This window comes from Alteromonas confluentis, from assembly GCF_001757105.1.
In the GTDB taxonomy this organism is placed as follows: domain Bacteria; phylum Pseudomonadota; class Gammaproteobacteria; order Enterobacterales; family Alteromonadaceae; genus Alteromonas; species Alteromonas confluentis.
Genome location: NZ_MDHN01000037.1, coordinates 36015 through 52866, shown reverse-complemented (window position 1 = coordinate 52866; position 16852 = coordinate 36015). Strand labels below are relative to the sequence as shown.

The window sequence follows — 16852 nt, the reverse complement described above, 5'->3', positions numbered from 1 at the left end:
AGAGTTAATAGTAAAACATGCCAAACATTCGTGATGTCGCTGATTTAGCTGGGGTTTCTGTAGCGACTGTATCGCGCGCCCTGCAACAACCAGAACGTGTTTCACCGAAAACGCGGGCTAAAGTGATGTCTGCTGTGAGTGAGGTAAGCTATAAACCTAACTTAATGGCGGTGAAATTCCGCTCCGGTAAAACCCATAATTTAGTAGTACTGGTTCCCACCGTTGCGACCGTATTCTTTGCGCGGGTTATAAGCGGTATGCAGGAAACGGCAGCAGAACTTGGCTATTCGCTCTTGTTAGGTAACACCTTAGGTAATCCTGAAATCGAAGCCAGCTATGCCAAACTGGTACAGACCTCCCAGGCCGACGGACTCATTCAGCTGCGGGCGCACAATCCTTTTCCCGAAGACAATAACAGCAACAATACAATGCTCCCGATGGTTAATGCCTGTGAGGTGATGAACACCGTTAAGTTCCCCACCGTTACACTGGATAACCGCGCAGCGGCAAAGGCCATGACAGAACACCTGTTGTCGTTAGGTCATAAACGTATCGCTATTTTTAAAGGGCCAGCACAGAGCCCGCTCACGCAAGATCGATTAGCGGGTTACCGAGATGCCTTGCAAGCAGCGGGCATTGAATATGATGAATCTCTGTTATTTGCCGGAGACTTTACATTACAAGCAGGTTTTGAAGCAGCGGGCAGAATGCTGGGGCTGGATAGTCGCCCTACTGCCGTGTTTTGTGAAAACGACGAAACCGCCATGGGTGCGGTTCAGGGTTTTAAAAAAGCAGGATTAAAAGTCCCTGATGACATTTCTGTTGCAGGTTTCGATAACATCGATTTTGCAGCGTACTGCGATCCGCCGCTTACAACCATTGCTCAGCCGGCGGAAGCATTTGGTCGCACTGCAGTGAACTTGCTGGTAGACCTTTTAGAAGGCAAACTAACTACCACGCCCAAAGTCATTATGCCCTTCGAGCTGATCTTGCGGGGCAGTACCGGGAAAGCGCCGGCGTAAGTCTTAGAATAAGGGCTTAGCGGTGAAGATTTCGGGCAAGTTTACAACGGTCAGGAAAACTAAAGAGTTGTATTAAAGCTATTTTCAGCTTTCATTATAAACGTCATTATGACGAAGGAGAGAAACATGTCAGGCACAAATAAAGCGGTAAGCCGTTTAGCCGCTCAGGTTACGCATTCAAAACTGGATCGCCGCCAATTCGTCAAACTGGGAGCTGCGGGTCTTGGTCTTGCTATGGCGCCAGGCTTTGCATTCGCACAGGCTAAACCCGAAATCCGTGTTGGCTTACAGCTTTATACACTGCGCGACATGATGGCAGTGAGTGTTCCAGCCGTACTCAAACTAGTTTCTGCTGTGGGCTATAAAGAACTGGAGTTTGCCGGTTACTTCAACCACAGCACCAAAGAAATTCGTAAAATCATTGATGGTGAGGGCCTTTCAGCACCGTCTGCCCACATTCCTTTAGATACCTTCCGTAACGACGGTATCAATAAAGTTATCGACACCGCGATGGAAGTCGGTCACAAATATGTGGTTATTCCCTACCTGACTGAAGAACAACGCGGTACCACCATTGATGTTTACAAGAAGCTTGCTGAACAGTGCAATGTGTGGGGCGAAGCCTGTAATAAGCACGGTCTGAAACTGGCTTATCACAACCATGATTTTGAATTCCATGTCACTGACGGTGTTGAACCTTACGACGTTCTGCTTAACGAAGTGGATGCCGACAAAATGGCCATGGAGATGGATCTGTTCTGGATGAGCAAAGCAGGTAAAGATCCACTGGCTTATTTCGCTAAATACCCAGGTCGTTTCAAACTGTGGCATGTAAAAGACAAAGATGCTGAAGGTCAGTTTGCCGATGTTGGTACCGGCACTATCGATTTTGCCCGTATTTTTGCTGCATCAGCCCAGGCGGGTGTCGAGCACCGTTTTGTTGAACGTGACCAAACGCAAGACAAACTGAAGACCATTCAACAAGGTTACAAAGCAGTATCAGCACTACTTGGCGCCTGATAGCTTTCAAATACCCACGTTGAAAATCAGATACGCTGGCTAATGCTCGCCAGTGCTACATTACTTGATATTGAATGCCCGCAATAGCGGGCATTTTTGTGCGCTAATGGCAGTGCAAAGACGCTGCGCCCCATGCAAATCAATAAAAACGAGCATCAGGAAATACGTATGATACAAACCTTGGGTCAGTTCAGTCAGTGGCTTTCGCCCTACTTTACGCAACTTAGCATTATGTTGATGGCCACAATATTGGTGGTGTATGGCGATGTGATTAACAAACATATCAAGCGCATGCTGGCCCCCTATCATTTCCTTATTCGCACCACTTTATTTGTGCTGCTTTGTGCCTTCGGGTACGGGTTGCTTACCATTCATGGGGCACCGTTTTTATTGTATTTGGTCAAGTACTTACCCTGGTATTTGCAGGGTATTGGTTTTGTTTCTGCGTTTATCGTGCTTGGGATCTTAGCTGAGCGTCGTCGCTACATCTGATCCACGAACACGAAATTCGTCACGGTAAATGACAAAAAAATCCCGCATCGAAGTGCGGGATTTTCTGTAGCTACTCAAGCAATAATTTACTGAGTGCCTTTTTTCAGGTATTCACGGATGACGTAATGCAGAATACCGCCATGCTCAAAGTAAGTGAATTCATTCGCGGTATCGATGCGAATATCCATCATAAATGAACGGCTTTCACCGGAGTCGTCAGTAACCGTAACTTCCACTTCTTTCTGATCGCGGCTTACCGCTGCAATCGAATACGTTTCGTCACCGCGCAACTCTAGCGAGGTTGCACTGTCGCCGGGTTTAAACTGAAGCGGCAGAATGCCCATACCAATCAGGTTAGAACGGTGAATTCGCTCGTAGCTCTCAACCATTACAGCTTTCACGCCGAGCAACGACGGCCCCTTTGCAGCCCAGTCGCGGCTTGAACCGGTACCGTATTCCTTACCACCAATGACCACCGCCGGAACACCTTCCTGTTGGTAACGCATTGCGGCATCAAAAATAGACATCGACTCACCACTTGGGAAGTGAGTGGTCGCACTGCCGGTAGTGCCAGGTGCTAATTGATTTTTCAAGCGTACGTTGGCAAACGTACCACGCATCATGACCTCGTGATTACCACGACGGGAACCCAGTGAGTTGAAATCTTCTGGCTCGACGCCCTGCTCTAGCAGGTATTTGCCCGCGGGACTGTCTGGTGCAATGGCACCTGCCGGTGAAATGTGGTCGGTTGTAATAGAGTCGCCCACTTTAACCAGACAACGAGCACTTTCAATAGCACTTAACGCCTCCGGTTCACCGCCCATTTCGGCAAAGAAAGGCGGGTGTTTGATGTAGCTTGAATCCGGCCAGTCGTAAACCGAAGTAGACGATACATCAAGCTTGTTCCAGATTTCATTACCTTTAAAGACATCAGCATATTTCTGTTTAAACAGATCGCCCGATACATACTCGTTAATCTTCGACTGAATTTCTTCTTCAGTAGGCCAGATATCTTTCAGGTAAACAGGTTTACCGTCTTTGCTTTTGCCCAGTGGCTCTTTGGTAATATCAATACGCATATTTCCAGCCAGCGCATAAGCAACCACGAGTGGTGGCGATGCCAGGTAGTTTGCGGCTACATCGGGGTGTATACGCCCTTCAAAGTTACGGTTACCCGATAACACTGAAGTTACGGTGAGCTTCGCATCGTTAATGGCACGAGAAATCTCTTCCGGTAATGGGCCTGAGTTACCAATACAGGTTGTACAGCCATAGCCCACCAGGTTAAAACCGAGTTTTTCCAGCGGGTCCATTAAACCTGCATCTTCAAGGTATTGGGTTACCACCTGAGAACCCGGCGCAAGGGATGTTTTCACCCACGGCTTGCGAGTTAGGCCTAATTCAACGGCTTTTTGCGCCACCAGACCAGCCCCAATCAGTACAGACGGGTTAGACGTGTTAGTACAGCTGGTGATAGCAGCAATCACTACCGCTCCGCTTTCCAGATTGAATTTCTCTCCGTCGAACTCTACGAACGAGTCTTGCTCTTCATCGATTTCAGCCATATCGCCGCCTTCAGCGACAAACTTAGCTTCCTCTTCAACCACTTTCACATCGATTTGTTGCTTATACCAATCGGTGAACGCAGCAGCGGCATTATCCAGCGGAATGCGGTCTTGCGGACGCTTAGGACCTGCAATAGACGGCACAACTTCCGACAGATCAAGCTCCATGTTTTCGTGATAGATAGCATCTTTGCTGTGGTCATCGTGCCAAATACCTGCGCTTTTCGCATAGCTTTCCACTAACTCAATTTGTGAGTCAGGGCGACCTGTCAGTTTAAGATAATCTAAAGCAACCTGGTCGATGGGGAAAATACCGCAAGTCGCACCATACTCGGGGGCCATGTTGGCGATAGTCGCGCGATCGGCCGTAGTTAGATATTTGATACCCGGACCATAAAATTCCACAAACTTACCCACTACGCCGTGGTTACGCAGTTGTTCGGTGATGGTAAGTACCATATCGGTTGCGGTAACACCTGGATTCAGTTTGCCGGTTAAACGAAAGCCCACCACATCAGGGCGAAGCATGGTGACAGGCTGCCCAAGCATAGCCGCTTCGGCTTCAATACCGCCCACACCCCAGCCTAGTACGCCAAGGCCGTTAATCATTGTGGTGTGAGAGTCGGTACCCACCAGCGTGTCAGGGTAAACCAAGGTGTCGTCACCCTCTTGCTTGGTGAATGCACAGCGCGCTAGGTATTCAAGGTTAACCTGGTGAACAATGCCTCGACCTGGCGGTACCACTTTAAAGTTATCAAACGATGATTGTCCCCATTTCAGGAACTGATAGCGCTCGCGATTTCGCTGCACTTCTACGTCAACGTTCTTTTCGAAAGCATCGTCTGAGGCAAAATAATCCACCATAACGGAGTGGTCAATGACCAACTCTACCGGGTTCAGCGGGTTGATGGCCTGCGCATCGCCGCCGAGGTCGTTTACCGCATCACGCATGGCAGCAAGGTCGACAATAGCAGGTACACCCGTGAAGTCCTGGAGGATAACCCGGGCTGGCACAAACGAAATTTCATGTTGAGAATCGTCGCTGGTATCCCACTTTGCCACTTTTTCAATGTCGTCGCTGCTGACAAATTCCTTATCTTCATGGCGGATTAAATTTTCTAGCAGGATCTTGATACAAAATGGCAAACGGTCGAGGTCAAACTGCTTGCCGATGGAATCGAAGCTGATTGCCTTATATGCATTTTCACCAACGTTAACAGTAGTAAACTTCTGATATTTCACGTTTTCACCTATCGCACATTAGTTTATGGGCCAGAACAACCTACGACACTGTTCTGAAATCCCTTGGAATAATTTTTCATTCATACGAACTGTCGTCGAAAAAAAGTTCACCTGACTTCACAAGTGAATTGTTGCGATTTAGTTAACTATCATGATAATTTTGTTTAAATAGCGCGGTAAGCTATTAAGAAGAGGGCACTTAACCCAGGGATATAAAAATCAATGGTTATGACACTGGCTAAATCGCGACAACATCCACTCATTGAACAGTTGCAGATGGAACCTCATCCAGAAGGTGGCTATTTTCGCCAGATCTTTGAATCTTCCAAACAAGTCAACTCGCCTTCACACGGGCAGCCTCGCCCAGCAATGACACACATTTACTTCCTGTTATTGGCGGGTCAGATCAGTCGTTTTCACCGAGTTCTGCATGATGAAGTGTGGAATTTCTACGAAGGCGCGCCACTGCGACTGTATCAAATACATCAGCAACAACTGAGAGAGCAGCGCTTAGGTGATGCTGCACACGGTTACGCCGCGATTGTTCCTGCGGGGAATTTTCAGGCTGCGGAAACCACGGGGGATTACACACTGGTGGGTTGTTCAGTTGCCCCCGGATTCGATTTCGCCGATTTCAGTTTTATTGAAGAGCCTTGCCTGAAACAATGGATTGAAGTGGCCCATCCCGACATGGCCAGATTCATCTGACCCTGTCGGAATAGCTTTTATTTTTAAGCCATTGCAGCGCGAAGTCGTGCTACTGGGCGCTCGTCGATAAAGACATGAATTACCGCCGTGACGGCAGCAATAACACAAGCACTCCACCACACCATGTCGTAAGAACCCGTTTGATCGTACAGATAGCCGCCAAGCCACACGCCGCTAAACGACCCCAATTGATGGCTTAGAAACACAATGCCATACAGTAAGCCCATGTGCGGCAAGCCAAACAATTGCGCCACCAGCCCTGAAGTGGGAGGTACCGTTGCCAACCACAGCAAGCCCGTGACTACGGAGAAAACATAAACGGAAGTGGACGTCATCGGGAAAAACATAAATGCAGCAATAGCCACCGCTCTTAGGGCATAAATTAATGTAAGTAGATTTTTCTTTGAATATTTCCCCGCCCAGGAACCGGAAAGCAAACAGCCAAAAATATTGAACAGACCTATCAGCGCTAAACTCACCACCTCAACGTTTGCGTCGAACCCTCTGTCTGAAAGGAATGCTGGCATATGAACGGTAATAAAAGCGAGCTGAAAACCGCAAACATAAAAACCCACCACGATCAGCCAGTAATGTGGATAGCTACAGGCTTCTTTTAATGCTTCTGAAACGGTTTGTTTTGGCTGAGCGCTGTTGGTAGCACCACTTTGTCCGCTACTGCCTTTTAATGAACCAGACATCAATGCCATCAATAACGCACATCCCGCCATCAGCAGTAACGCATTGCTCCATCCAAAACTGGCAATGAATGCCTGCGCGGCAGGCACCACCAGTAATTGGCCGGCTGAACCCGCTGCACTGCCCAGCCCTAAAGCGAATGAGCGTTTTTCTGCAGACACCATGCGCGCCATCGCCGGTAACACAACGCCTAAGCCAGAACCGGCGATGCCCATACCCATAAGCAGGCCCGCACCAACATTAAGGCCACCTGAATTGTCAGTTAACGCAGTAACCGCCAGGCCTGCGGCGTAGAAAACTGCGCCGACGATAATGGTACGCACGGTACCGTAGCGATCTGCCATCGCTCCAGCCAGCGGTTGAAACAGCCCCCAACACAAATTCTGCAAAGCCAATGCAAACGCGAACACTTCTCTGCCATAGCCAAACTCTGAAGACACCGGCTCCATAAAAAATCCCATGGAGGAACGCAGGCCAAAGTTGAGTGCTAAAAGCACACAAGCAAACGCAATAGAAAAACTCAAGAGTCGAACAGGCTGTGACATAAGGGGGCCTTAAAAGAAAAACAGTAGTTGGCGGGAAAGATTCCACCATACTACCGTCTTTTTTATTGGAGAAGAAGTGTATCAACAGCACATGAGTTTAGGACAATCTATGCGCAAGGTATTTGCATTTATGGCTCCTGTAAATACGCATTACCAATGCCACAATGTGCCATCTTCCAGCCTGTTTACCGGCAACATAGCTCGTCTGTAAGGATATTTTGCGGCCTCATTTTCATCAATATCAACCCCATGTCCAGGCGATTCACCCGGTGTGAAATAGCCCTTTTCGAAGGTATAGTCAAAACGAAAAACAGATTCCATCTTCTCACTATGGGGCATGTGCTCCTGGATACCAAAATTAGGTACCCAGTAGTCAAAATGCAGTGCAGCTCCCATACATACAGGCGAAAGATCTGTGGCTCCATGAAACCCAGTTCTGACATTGTATAAAGCGGCAAAATCCGCAATTCTCCGCATTTGCGTTATGCCCCCAGCATGAACCAAGGTAGCACGCAGGTAATCAATATACTGATTCTGTATCAACACACGGCAATCATGAATAGAGTTGAAAACCTCCCCTACCGCAATTGGTGTAGTAGTATGATGGCGAAGTAAACGAAAACTTTCCTGATTTTCAGCAGCTACACAATCTTCCAGCCAGAATAGGTGATAGGGCTCCAACTCCTTGCCCAGTCTGGCAGCTTCTATAGGTGTCAGGCGATGATGTACATCGTGAAGTAGATGCACATCGTGACCAAATTGGCTTCGTACTTCATCGAAAAGACGCGGTACAAAGTTAAGATATTTTTCTGTCGACCATACATTCTCTGTCGGTAAAGCCGCATCGGCAGGCTCATATTTCTCACCGTTTTTAGACACCCCATAGGTACTTGCCATTCCAGGTACACCGCATTGAACACGAACAGCTTCATATCCGGCTTCAATGGCTTTCCCGACCTCATCAAGCGTTGAATCTAGACAGGCTCCATTGGCATGGGTATAAGTCATAATTCGATCTCGGCTCTTTCCACCAAGCAGTTGATAAAGCGGCATGCCCGCGACTTTGCCTTTGATATCCCAAAGCGCCACATCGATGGCAGCGATGGCTGTCATGCCCACTGGGCCGCGACGCCAATAGGCTCCACGATATAGATATTGCCAAATATCTTCAATTTGCCGAGCATCTTTACCGATAAGTGCCGGAATTAGATAATCTTCAAGATAGCTGACAACTGCCTTTTCGCGCCCATTCAAGGTAGCATCACCAATACCGTATATGCCTTCCTCGGTGATAATTTTCAGAGTGACAAAATTTCTTCCTGGTGAACAAACAATGACCCTGGCGTCAGTAATTTTCATAAAAGGGCTCCAGCTAATAAACTAAATTCGGTAAAAAAAGAACGAGAGACGGAAACAAGGCAAGTAGCCCTATGAGCCCAAGTACGGTGGCGTACAACGGCCACGCAGCTTTGACAAAGGTTTCCGTTGGACAGCGAAGAATGTTACAGACGGTGTACATGCTGACGCCAACTGGTGGCGTTGTTCCACCAAAAGTCACCATGATCATCATTAATACGCCAAAATGTACCGGGCTTATTCCGGCAGTTTCGATAACCGGCACCAGAATAGGTGTGAGCAATAGTACTGTTACTGTGCCTTCCATCAGCATACCTACAAAGAGCAGCAAAATAAGACTGATAAAAAGGACAAACAGTGGCTCGTTAGTAATGCTCGTCACGCTTTCAGCCAACGCAACCGGCAATTGTTCGTAAGCAATGGCGTAGCCAATTACGCCTGCACTGACAATAATGAGCATAATCATGCCGATATCATCAACGCTATCTTCCAGTGCAATTTTCAGCTTGCTCAGTGACAGTTCTTTATAGGCTAATGCACCCACCAAAATGGCATAGACAACAGCAAAGGCCCCCGCTTCAGACGGGGTGAAAATACCAAACCGAATAGTAACAATCAGAATAATTGGGAATAGAAGCGCCCATTTACAGGAATTGAATGCGCTTAATATGGCATGACGTTCCGGCGGTGACTTACCCGCCGATTGCTCCGGATAAACTCGCCGAACATAGAGGAAAACTGATAGCATCAGCGTCACTGTTAGTAATATACCCGGTACGATGCCAGCTAAAAATAACTGCCCAATGGATACGTTACCAACGAAGCCATAGAGGATAAGTCCAATACTAGGCGGAATGCAGGCTGTTATGAGCGCACTTACCGTAATAATGGCAGCACTGAAACCTTTCCCTAATCCAGAGCCTTCCATCGGCCCGCCGAGAATTCGAGCCTGCATGGCAGCATCTGCAATTGCTGACCCAGACACGCCTCCCATTAATGCACTGAGAATAATGGTTACATGAGCAAGCCCACCCGCAATCCAAGCAACCAATAGATTCGAGAAGTGGATCAATCTCTGCGTGATCCCGGAGTGATTCATAATATGTCCGGCAAGAATAAAAAAAGGGACTGCAAGTAATGGAAAGCTCTGGCTACTGGCAACAATGCGCTGAATAGCTACCGCCATGGGTAGGCTCTCAGCACTGATAAAGTAAGCAAAGCCACTAATGAGTAGGCAAAATGCAAGCGGTAACCCGGCTAAAAGCAAGATGAGAAACAGACCGAGGAGAATCACTGGGCATCTCCTTCTAGCTGGGGAGCAATGCACGCACCTATACGCCGGAACATCAAACGATGAATCAATGAGATTATCATTATTGCCGCGCCGGTTGGGAAAGCTAGCGTAACCCAAAAATAAGGGATGTCTGTACTGCCCAATGTGCGCTGCGGATTTTCTGACACCAGCTCAAATCCAAACCAAACAATCACGGCCAGTATTAGCATCATGATGACATCAAAAAACCAGAATAGTCGATATCGGCCTCTTTCGCTGAGACGCCGAGTAAACATATCCACGCCAGCGTGCTCTGCTCGAATAAGTGTCTGATTTGCCGCGAGCATAGTCAGCCATGCAAATAATAACTGTGCGACATCGACTGACCAGATTATGGGATAGCCTACAGTGCGCATACACGCAGCAGAGAAAACCAGGAGTACGATCGCTGACAGAAGGATCAGACAAAATACGCGCTGAATATTATTGAACAGGGTCATTACCAGCCCTCTTCAACAATGCGCTAACTTCAGCACGAAGTTGAGTATAACCTAGACGCGAGTAGACCTTATTTGTCGCTTCTGTGAATAGCGTTATGTCCACCTCATCAACCGAAACGCCCTGACTTATCAATGCGGCCTCGATTTGAGCTTCCGTTTCTCTGACTCTAGCCGATGCAATAATTCCTGCTTCGTAAGCGGCATCATAGAGAATTTCCTGTTCGTCATTGGTTAAAGCACTAAACCATTTCTGACTACCCACCAAACCGGATAACAACTGAATATGTCCAGTCTTAGTAACGTGAGATATCACTTCGTATAGGCGTGCCCCATAAAGCCCAGTCAACTGCGCTTCTGCTGCATCAATCACATTTTGCTGCAAGCCACTGTAGACCTCTGACCAAGCTAGTGGCGTTGGTGTTGCCCCCATTGCATTGATGGTATCAATCCATACCGGCGCACCTATTGTTCGCATGCGAATTCCTTGAAGGTCAGACGGAGAACTGACAGAGCGCTGTGTCAGCAGGTGACGAGATCCCTGCCACCAATTAAAAGACAGTATGTGAAGGCCTGAATTTTTAGCTAACGCTTTGCTCCAGCGATAGAATAATTCAGAATCGGTCAGTACATTTAATTGCTGGTAATCTTCCACCAAATAGGGTGCCCCGAGGATCCCTAGCTCGTTTTGATAAACAGCGAGGCGCCCAGCATCAGCCAACACAGCCACATTTGCTCCAAGCATCGCCTGCTCAAGCATGTCGTTATCATTGCCAAGTTGAGAGCCAATAAAAATTCGGATTGTAATTTGCTTCTGACTTCTCTTCTCTACCAATGCCTTGAATGCAACCAATCCCTCATACATCGGATCACTTTGACTAAGTGAAGTCACTACATTGAGCGTAGCGTTAGCACTCACACTGGCTGACATCAGCAGCATGATGCTGCCGATGAAAACAAGTCCACAACGCGTTCCAGCGAATTGCATTCGTTAGCCCTGCCCTGGCGCATGTGGAAATGAAAGCGACTGATAATACTCAAGGTCGTGTGAAGGCTTCTCCAAATTATCTGGCAGCGGTTGTTGGGAGTATTGCATGAAGTAAAGCACACATGCGTCGCGCCACCAGATAGCTTCCTTCTGCTGAATGGCCAGCGACATTCTCACCTGTTCAAATTGAAGTGGATCGATATGCTCTTTCAACGAATTCCATTTTGCCGCCATGCGGGCCACATCTTCAGCCCCTTGATAATAGCGATGTACAATTTCATTCCACAGCGTGCGTCCACTTGATGACACACGATAATCCCATGGCAAATGGTGGAACCAGAGCAGATACTTCTCAGGAGTGGTTTCTGGTTTAGCCCACAATTCCTTAAGCGGTGGGAAGTATTGCTCAACCGAGTTTACACCTGTAGGGGAACGATCAAATCCGACACCGTCTTCAGCAGCTTTATGATAGTACACGGAATTCCAGTCATCTCTGGCTAGCCAGTCCACCCATGGCGCTGGACCAAAGTGATGACCAGCCCCCATTATGTGATGGAGTCCCAAAGGCGTCATATAATTCACTGTAATCTCGTGACTATCCATCAACATAGTAGTGACCGCATCGACAGTATCTGGGTCATGACTGAGTGTCATTTTGGTCCAGTCATTTGCTACTTCTCTGGCTGATACCTCTGGATCCCATGCCATACGACCAAACACATACCAGTTTGACTGCAACATGATATTGCCAGTCCAGTTTCTGTCAGCACCAATGTTTGCAACACCTGCCATGCCGGTGATGTGATTACTGAAAAGTTGGCCATCTATAACTTTTGCCACCGTCGAGCCCTCTCCTTTAGCAAAAGTATCGGATTCAAGCACTTCTTCGTACATGGTGCCGAGATAAACCATGTGAGTACTAAAGCCCAGGTATTCCATAGTAATCTGGAACTCCATCATTAGCGGGGTTTCAGGCGTAGCCCCAAACAATGGACTGAAAGGCTCACGGGGTTGAAAATCGATGGGACCGTTTTTTACTTGTACTAACACGTTGTTTGCAAACTGCCCGTCAAGCGGTTTGAATTCGGAATAAGCCTGCTTTGAGCGCTCTTCGTTTTTTTCATTCGCGTAAACAAAAGCACGCCACATTACTATGCCATCAAAAGGCTGGAGCGCAGCTGCCAGCATATTGGCACCTTCGGCGTGGGTTCGGCCGAAATCACCAGGTCCAGGCTGTCCCTCAGAATTCGCTTTGACGAGGAAACCGCCAAAATCAGGTATGGTTTTGTAAATCTCTGATACTTTTTCACGCCACCACTTTTGCACTCCGGGCTCTAGCGGATCAGAGGTTTCTAACCCTCCGAGCAATTGGGGGGAGCTGAATTTCACGGAGAGATACACTTGAATGCCATATGGCCTGAAGAGATCAGCCAATGCACGTACCTTTTGCAAATAAGCGGGCGTTAACATCAACGGATCGGCGTTAACGTTATTTAGTACAGTACCATTAATACCAATAGAAGCATTTGCCCGCGCATAATCCACATAGCGTTGGTCGATATAACCAGGCAACTTATGCCAGTTCCAGATAGATCGACCGGCATAACCTCTTTCGACATGTCCATCTAGATTATCCCAGTGATTCAAAACTCGAAGCTGCACTTTCGGACTTGACGCTACATTGATGCCTGAAAGAACATCGTCGGTTTGAATTTGTTTCAATAGACGAAAGGTTCCGTACAGCGCCCCTTTTTCCGATTTGCTCAAAACGAATATTTTGGGTTGATTCTGTGAACCTACATCGTGGATAAAATAACCATCATCACCCTGTTTGGGCCATTCAATTCCGTATTGCTTTGCGAAAGTAGCTGCATTGTCCCCCGCTGCAATTATTAGTGAAGCCTCCTTTTCCTTTACTTCTTGTCCTTCACCAAGCAAACCTGATGACGCCAGAGACAGTTCTTGACGCACTACCTCAAACGTAGGAGAAGAACCGACCACTGCATACTTACCCAGAACGGTTAGATAATGGTTACGTTTCACATCATCTGAAATAAGGTCATATTTCAACCACAGACGATAGCCATCTTCTCCCTGAATCTTGGGTTCAGCGGAACACTGAAAAGTGATAGCTAGTAAGCAAAGGAAAAATAGACGTATCATATACAACTCCTTTAGAGGGAGCGCTCTGCGCGCTCCCCTTCCTCTATCAATAGTTAGAAAGAACCACGTAGCCCTAACGTATAGGTAGCTCCTGGATAGAAGGCATTAAAAGCAATACCCTCATATTCATGCCAATTGCCTACGGGTTCATTGGTGAGGTTGTAAGCATCCAGTGTCAGCGTCATATCCATATCTGTCGGAAGATTGTAGCTAGCTGAGAAATCAATTTGCGTGCGATCGAAACTGAAAACCTCTTTTCCATTGCTGTAGTAACTCGCCGAACCATCTTGATGATAGATTGTCACTCTCGATTGAAAGACATCATTTTCATAGAAAAGTGTGCCGTTATAGCTGAGGTCGGAAATACCCGTAATGATAGCGTCTTCATCACTCGCATCTTGACGAATGGATGTCGCGCTAACGTTAAAGCCCAAACCTTCAACAATAATATCAAGAGGTTGCACCCAAACAGCTTCAAAACCACTAAGAATAGTAGAGCCATCGATATTGTTGCGGGTATTTACGGTTGCCGTACATTGCGAAGGACCACCACATTCCAACAGAGCCTGTTCGCGATCTTCGCCGATATTGCCTATGTCGATACCGTAATCGCCTAGATTTTCAAACGATACAATTAAGCTATCAGAACGCGTAAATCCCGTTACTTCCTTCTCAAAATAGGTCAAGCCTACGTAACCCAAATCGGAGAAATACCATTCCCCCCCTATATCAAAATTCGTTGCCTCAAAGGGAGAGAGGTATGGGTTACCTGCGTTCACCGTTTCAATACCTGAACCACCCCAGGATGCATTTGGGAACATATCAGAAGGATTGGCTCGGGTGAGACTTCGAGAAGCACTGGCTCGAACTTTTACATCTTCCATCAGGTCATACACGAGACTGAGAGAGGGCAACATCTTGCGATAACTTGCTTCTGTGTTACTCGACGAAGTCGCAACACTTTGGTCAGTTGAAACCCATCTCACCCCCACGTTCATCCGCAGTGCGCGATCGGCGATTTCTGTTTCAGTATTTGCCTCTATATAGATAGCAAAGATTTCTTCTTCAATGTCACCGACTGTCGCACCAAACTGATCACCTTGGACTTCTATTGCTTCAAAACTGTCGTAATTGGTTGCAGCCCTAATTCGATCCCAATCTACCTGGGCTATGCCACTGTAACCGCTGTAACCACTAATTCCAGAACCCAGATCGCTGACAAGCGACGAGCCTATATAGTCTGAAAAATTGTTGTAGGCATCTGAGTTCTTAACATTCTCATCGGTGAATACCGCAGTCCCTCCAAACGCCGTCATGTTGCTGGTATTCTTATCCCACGCTAGACCGAACTTAAATCCGCTATACTCAGGCGCTTCACCATAAGCAAAATCAAAATGCAGTCCTTGGGTTTCGGTTTCACGATGGTTTCGTTGAATTCGGAACATGTCTCCGAATTTCTCGTCCTCACTGATAGTGCCATCTTGATTCTGGTCGTACTCTTGCTGCCATGTCCAATCGATGTTGGGGTCAGCTGGATCTTCACTGAATGAGAAACTGGGAACGTCACCGTTTTCAAACTGCAACGTACCGCCTGGCGACATATAAAGTACGTAAGGCTCGTCCCTTTCAAACTCAGATTTAGTGAGGCTTGCAGACATATCTACTTTCAGCAAGTCTGTCGCTTGCCATGAGAAACTCGGCATGACGCTGATAAAATCAAGGTCTTCTTGGTAATCATGAGAGCCGACCCAGATGTGGGAATTATAAAAGGTACCGCTGGTGACATAGCCGGTATCGCTGACGGTTAGATTCTCAGGAATGATAGCAGCACCTTGATGCAGATAATTTCTGCGCCCCCACCACATAGCTTCCGTTCTAACGAAATCTTTCGAAGCTTTGGCGTACATTATATCGATAGCGCCATCCATGGTGTCATTTGGTCTAAATTGCAGCGATACCAAACCTGACACACGGTCTCTCGAACCATAAGTGAACATGGGACGGCCAAGATAAGGAAGCAGAGCCGTATCCAACACGTCTGCAGCCAAACCTGATGTGGCGACAGGGTCTACTGCGTCACCTACGTTGACACCGGGATTAGCAGCAGCGTAGTCTGGTGTCGCTTCAGGAGACCAGAAAAAGTGATTCAACCCCTGACTGCCATCTACGCAAGAAGAACCTGTATGCTCAGGATTGCTCCATTGAGCCACGCAGCCGTCGGTAAACAATGCTACGGCCTCGTAGCCATCCACTCGAGATTTAGTATTCGCACCTGCAACCCCTACCAGAATGCCAAATGTATCATCGAATTTTTTGGTGTAAATTGCAGAATATCTTGGGCTCACCGCATCTCGAAGCTCGCCATATGCGCCTTCTAATGAATATTTAAATGTTTGAGAGCCAGGGTCAAATGGCCGAGCAGTTCGCATGTTAACGAAACCAGAGACTCCACCTTCGAGCTGATGTGCCATGGCCGTTTTAGATACTGACAGACTGCTAAACAATTCTGTGGGGAATATATCCAAATCTATTTCGCGATTTCGGTTACCTGACCCCAAGCTACCGTCAGATGCGATGGCCATAGAATTTCCATTCAGTGCAATCTTCGTGAAGCTCGGCCCCAATCCGCGTACAGATATTTGTTGCCCCTCCCCTGTTACTTCACGGTTTATTTTTACACCTGGAATTCGACTGAGTGACTCAGCAAGATTTTGGCTTGGCATTTTGCCAATATCATCCGCAAAAACTTCATCGACAAAGCCTTGTGAATCCTTTTTGGCTATCGTGGAATTTATTAGGCTGCCGCGGTAGCCTTTGACCTCTATAACTTCTGCTTCCTTTTCTTCGGCAATGGTTTCATCTGTTTCCTGCGCCATTGCTGTTGACGATATCGCTGTAGCAACTGCCATCATGAGCAATCCGCGCTTACTAAATTTAAATGTCCTTGGTGTGTTCATAGTTTTTCCCGTCCCGGCTATAAGGATTTAGGCAAAGCCAGCACCTTTATCCTTGAAATCATTAGTGCAAACACTCTTGAATACTTGTATACAAGTAAGATTCCGGACTACTATAACCTTGTGTTCAACGATTAACCACAATAGTTAACACTAAATATACATTTTGTTAAAAAACGTAATGTGATACTCAGGTTAATTAAATGTTGTAGGTAGTATTCAAACTGTCAGAATGTAAATTGCTGTATAGTCTATGAGGAAAAGGTATTGCGGTTATGTCACTCATAGACATGGTTAGTTAGAATAATTATGAAAATGCCCGGGCCGCAGG

Annotated in this window: 12 protein-coding genes; 4 read left to right on the top strand and 8 right to left on the bottom strand. The window is 47.1% G+C overall.

Annotated elements, in window-relative coordinates; translation table 11 throughout:
• Positions 1–17 precede the first annotated feature (17 nt).
• The 3 genes from BFC18_RS15375 to BFC18_RS15365 all read left to right on the top strand — a co-directional run bounded on the left by BFC18_RS15375 (position 18) and on the right by BFC18_RS15365 (position 2534).
• Positions 18–1022, top strand: coding sequence for a LacI family DNA-binding transcriptional regulator (locus BFC18_RS15375; RefSeq protein WP_070126444.1), 1005 nt, complete (start codon positions 18–20; stop codon positions 1020–1022).
• A 126-nt stretch (positions 1023–1148) separates the two neighbouring features.
• Complete coding sequence (locus BFC18_RS15370) at positions 1149–2042, top strand: sugar phosphate isomerase/epimerase family protein (protein WP_070126443.1); 894 nt, start codon at positions 1149–1151, stop codon at positions 2040–2042.
• Positions 2043–2210: 168 nt separating this feature from the next.
• Positions 2211–2534 (top strand): DUF3392 family protein, encoded by a 324-nt coding sequence (locus BFC18_RS15365; RefSeq protein ID WP_070126442.1) that lies wholly within the window; start codon positions 2211–2213, stop codon positions 2532–2534.
• Positions 2535–2620: 86 nt separating this feature from the next.
• Here BFC18_RS15365 and acnA read toward each other — a convergent pair whose 3' ends face one another.
• Positions 2621–5341, bottom strand: coding sequence for an aconitate hydratase AcnA (gene acnA, locus BFC18_RS15360; protein ID WP_070126441.1), 2721 nt, complete (start codon positions 5339–5341; stop codon positions 2621–2623).
• Positions 5342–5563: 222 nt separating this feature from the next.
• Here acnA and BFC18_RS15355 point away from each other — a divergent pair, with 222 nt between their 5' ends.
• Positions 5564–6049, top strand: coding sequence for a cupin domain-containing protein (locus BFC18_RS15355; protein ID WP_245680407.1), 486 nt, complete (start codon positions 5564–5566; stop codon positions 6047–6049).
• A 23-nt stretch (positions 6050–6072) separates the two neighbouring features.
• On the opposite strand, the gene BFC18_RS15350 is transcribed toward BFC18_RS15355, so the two are convergent.
• The 7 genes from BFC18_RS15350 to BFC18_RS15320 form a co-directional block, all read right to left on the bottom strand.
• Complete coding sequence (locus tag BFC18_RS15350) at positions 6073–7290, bottom strand: MFS transporter (RefSeq protein ID WP_070126440.1); 1218 nt, start codon at positions 7288–7290, stop codon at positions 6073–6075.
• A gap of 150 nt (positions 7291–7440) precedes the next feature.
• Positions 7441–8649, bottom strand: coding sequence for a D-mannonate dehydratase ManD (gene manD, locus BFC18_RS15345; RefSeq protein ID WP_070126439.1), 1209 nt, complete (start codon positions 8647–8649; stop codon positions 7441–7443).
• Between the two features lie 13 nt (positions 8650–8662).
• The gene (locus BFC18_RS15340) at positions 8663–9940 is read right to left on the bottom strand and encodes a TRAP transporter large permease (RefSeq protein ID WP_070126438.1); all 1278 of its coding nucleotides are present in this window, start codon (positions 9938–9940) and stop codon (positions 8663–8665) included.
• Entirely contained in the window at positions 9937–10419 is a 483-nt protein-coding gene (locus tag BFC18_RS15335; RefSeq protein ID WP_070126437.1) for a TRAP transporter small permease, read from the bottom strand. The genes BFC18_RS15340 and BFC18_RS15335 overlap by 4 nt, the downstream gene beginning before the upstream one ends.
• Positions 10403–11404 carry a C4-dicarboxylate TRAP transporter substrate-binding protein gene (locus BFC18_RS15330; RefSeq protein WP_083273126.1) on the bottom strand — a complete coding sequence of 334 codons (1002 nt, stop codon included), beginning with the start codon at positions 11402–11404 and terminating at the stop codon, positions 10403–10405. The genes BFC18_RS15335 and BFC18_RS15330 overlap by 17 nt, the downstream gene beginning before the upstream one ends.
• 3 nt (positions 11405–11407) lie before the next feature.
• Positions 11408–13567, bottom strand: a complete 2160-nt coding sequence (locus tag BFC18_RS15325) for an alpha-glucuronidase family glycosyl hydrolase (protein ID WP_070126436.1) — start codon at positions 13565–13567, stop codon at positions 11408–11410.
• 53 nt (positions 13568–13620) lie between these two features.
• Positions 13621–16479 carry a TonB-dependent receptor gene (locus BFC18_RS15320; protein WP_083273125.1) on the bottom strand — a complete coding sequence of 953 codons (2859 nt, stop codon included), beginning with the start codon at positions 16477–16479 and terminating at the stop codon, positions 13621–13623.
• Positions 16480–16852 lie beyond the last annotated feature (373 nt).

Bases quoted from the DNA above. Each gene is read 5' to 3' on its own strand.
- BFC18_RS15375 (WP_070126444.1), top strand. From the start codon at position 18: ATGCCAAACATTCGTGATGTCGCTGATTTAGCTGGGGTTTCTGTAGCG.
- BFC18_RS15335 (WP_070126437.1), bottom strand. From the start codon at position 10,419: ATGACCCTGTTCAATAATATTCAGCGCGTATTTTGTCTGATCCTTCTG.
- BFC18_RS15365 (WP_070126442.1), top strand. From the start codon at position 2,211: ATGATACAAACCTTGGGTCAGTTCAGTCAGTGGCTTTCGCCCTACTTT.
- BFC18_RS15325 (WP_070126436.1), bottom strand. From the start codon at position 13,567: ATGATACGTCTATTTTTCCTTTGCTTACTAGCTATCACTTTTCAGTGT.
- BFC18_RS15320 (WP_083273125.1), bottom strand. From the start codon at position 16,479: ATGATGGCAGTTGCTACAGCGATATCGTCAACAGCAATGGCGCAGGAA.
- manD (WP_070126439.1), bottom strand. From the start codon at position 8,649: ATGAAAATTACTGACGCCAGGGTCATTGTTTGTTCACCAGGAAGAAAT.
- BFC18_RS15370 (WP_070126443.1), top strand. From the start codon at position 1,149: ATGTCAGGCACAAATAAAGCGGTAAGCCGTTTAGCCGCTCAGGTTACG.
- BFC18_RS15330 (WP_083273126.1), bottom strand. From the start codon at position 11,404: ATGCAATTCGCTGGAACGCGTTGTGGACTTGTTTTCATCGGCAGCATC.
- BFC18_RS15355 (WP_245680407.1), top strand. From the start codon at position 5,564: ATGGTTATGACACTGGCTAAATCGCGACAACATCCACTCATTGAACAG.
- BFC18_RS15350 (WP_070126440.1), bottom strand. From the start codon at position 7,290: ATGTCACAGCCTGTTCGACTCTTGAGTTTTTCTATTGCGTTTGCTTGT.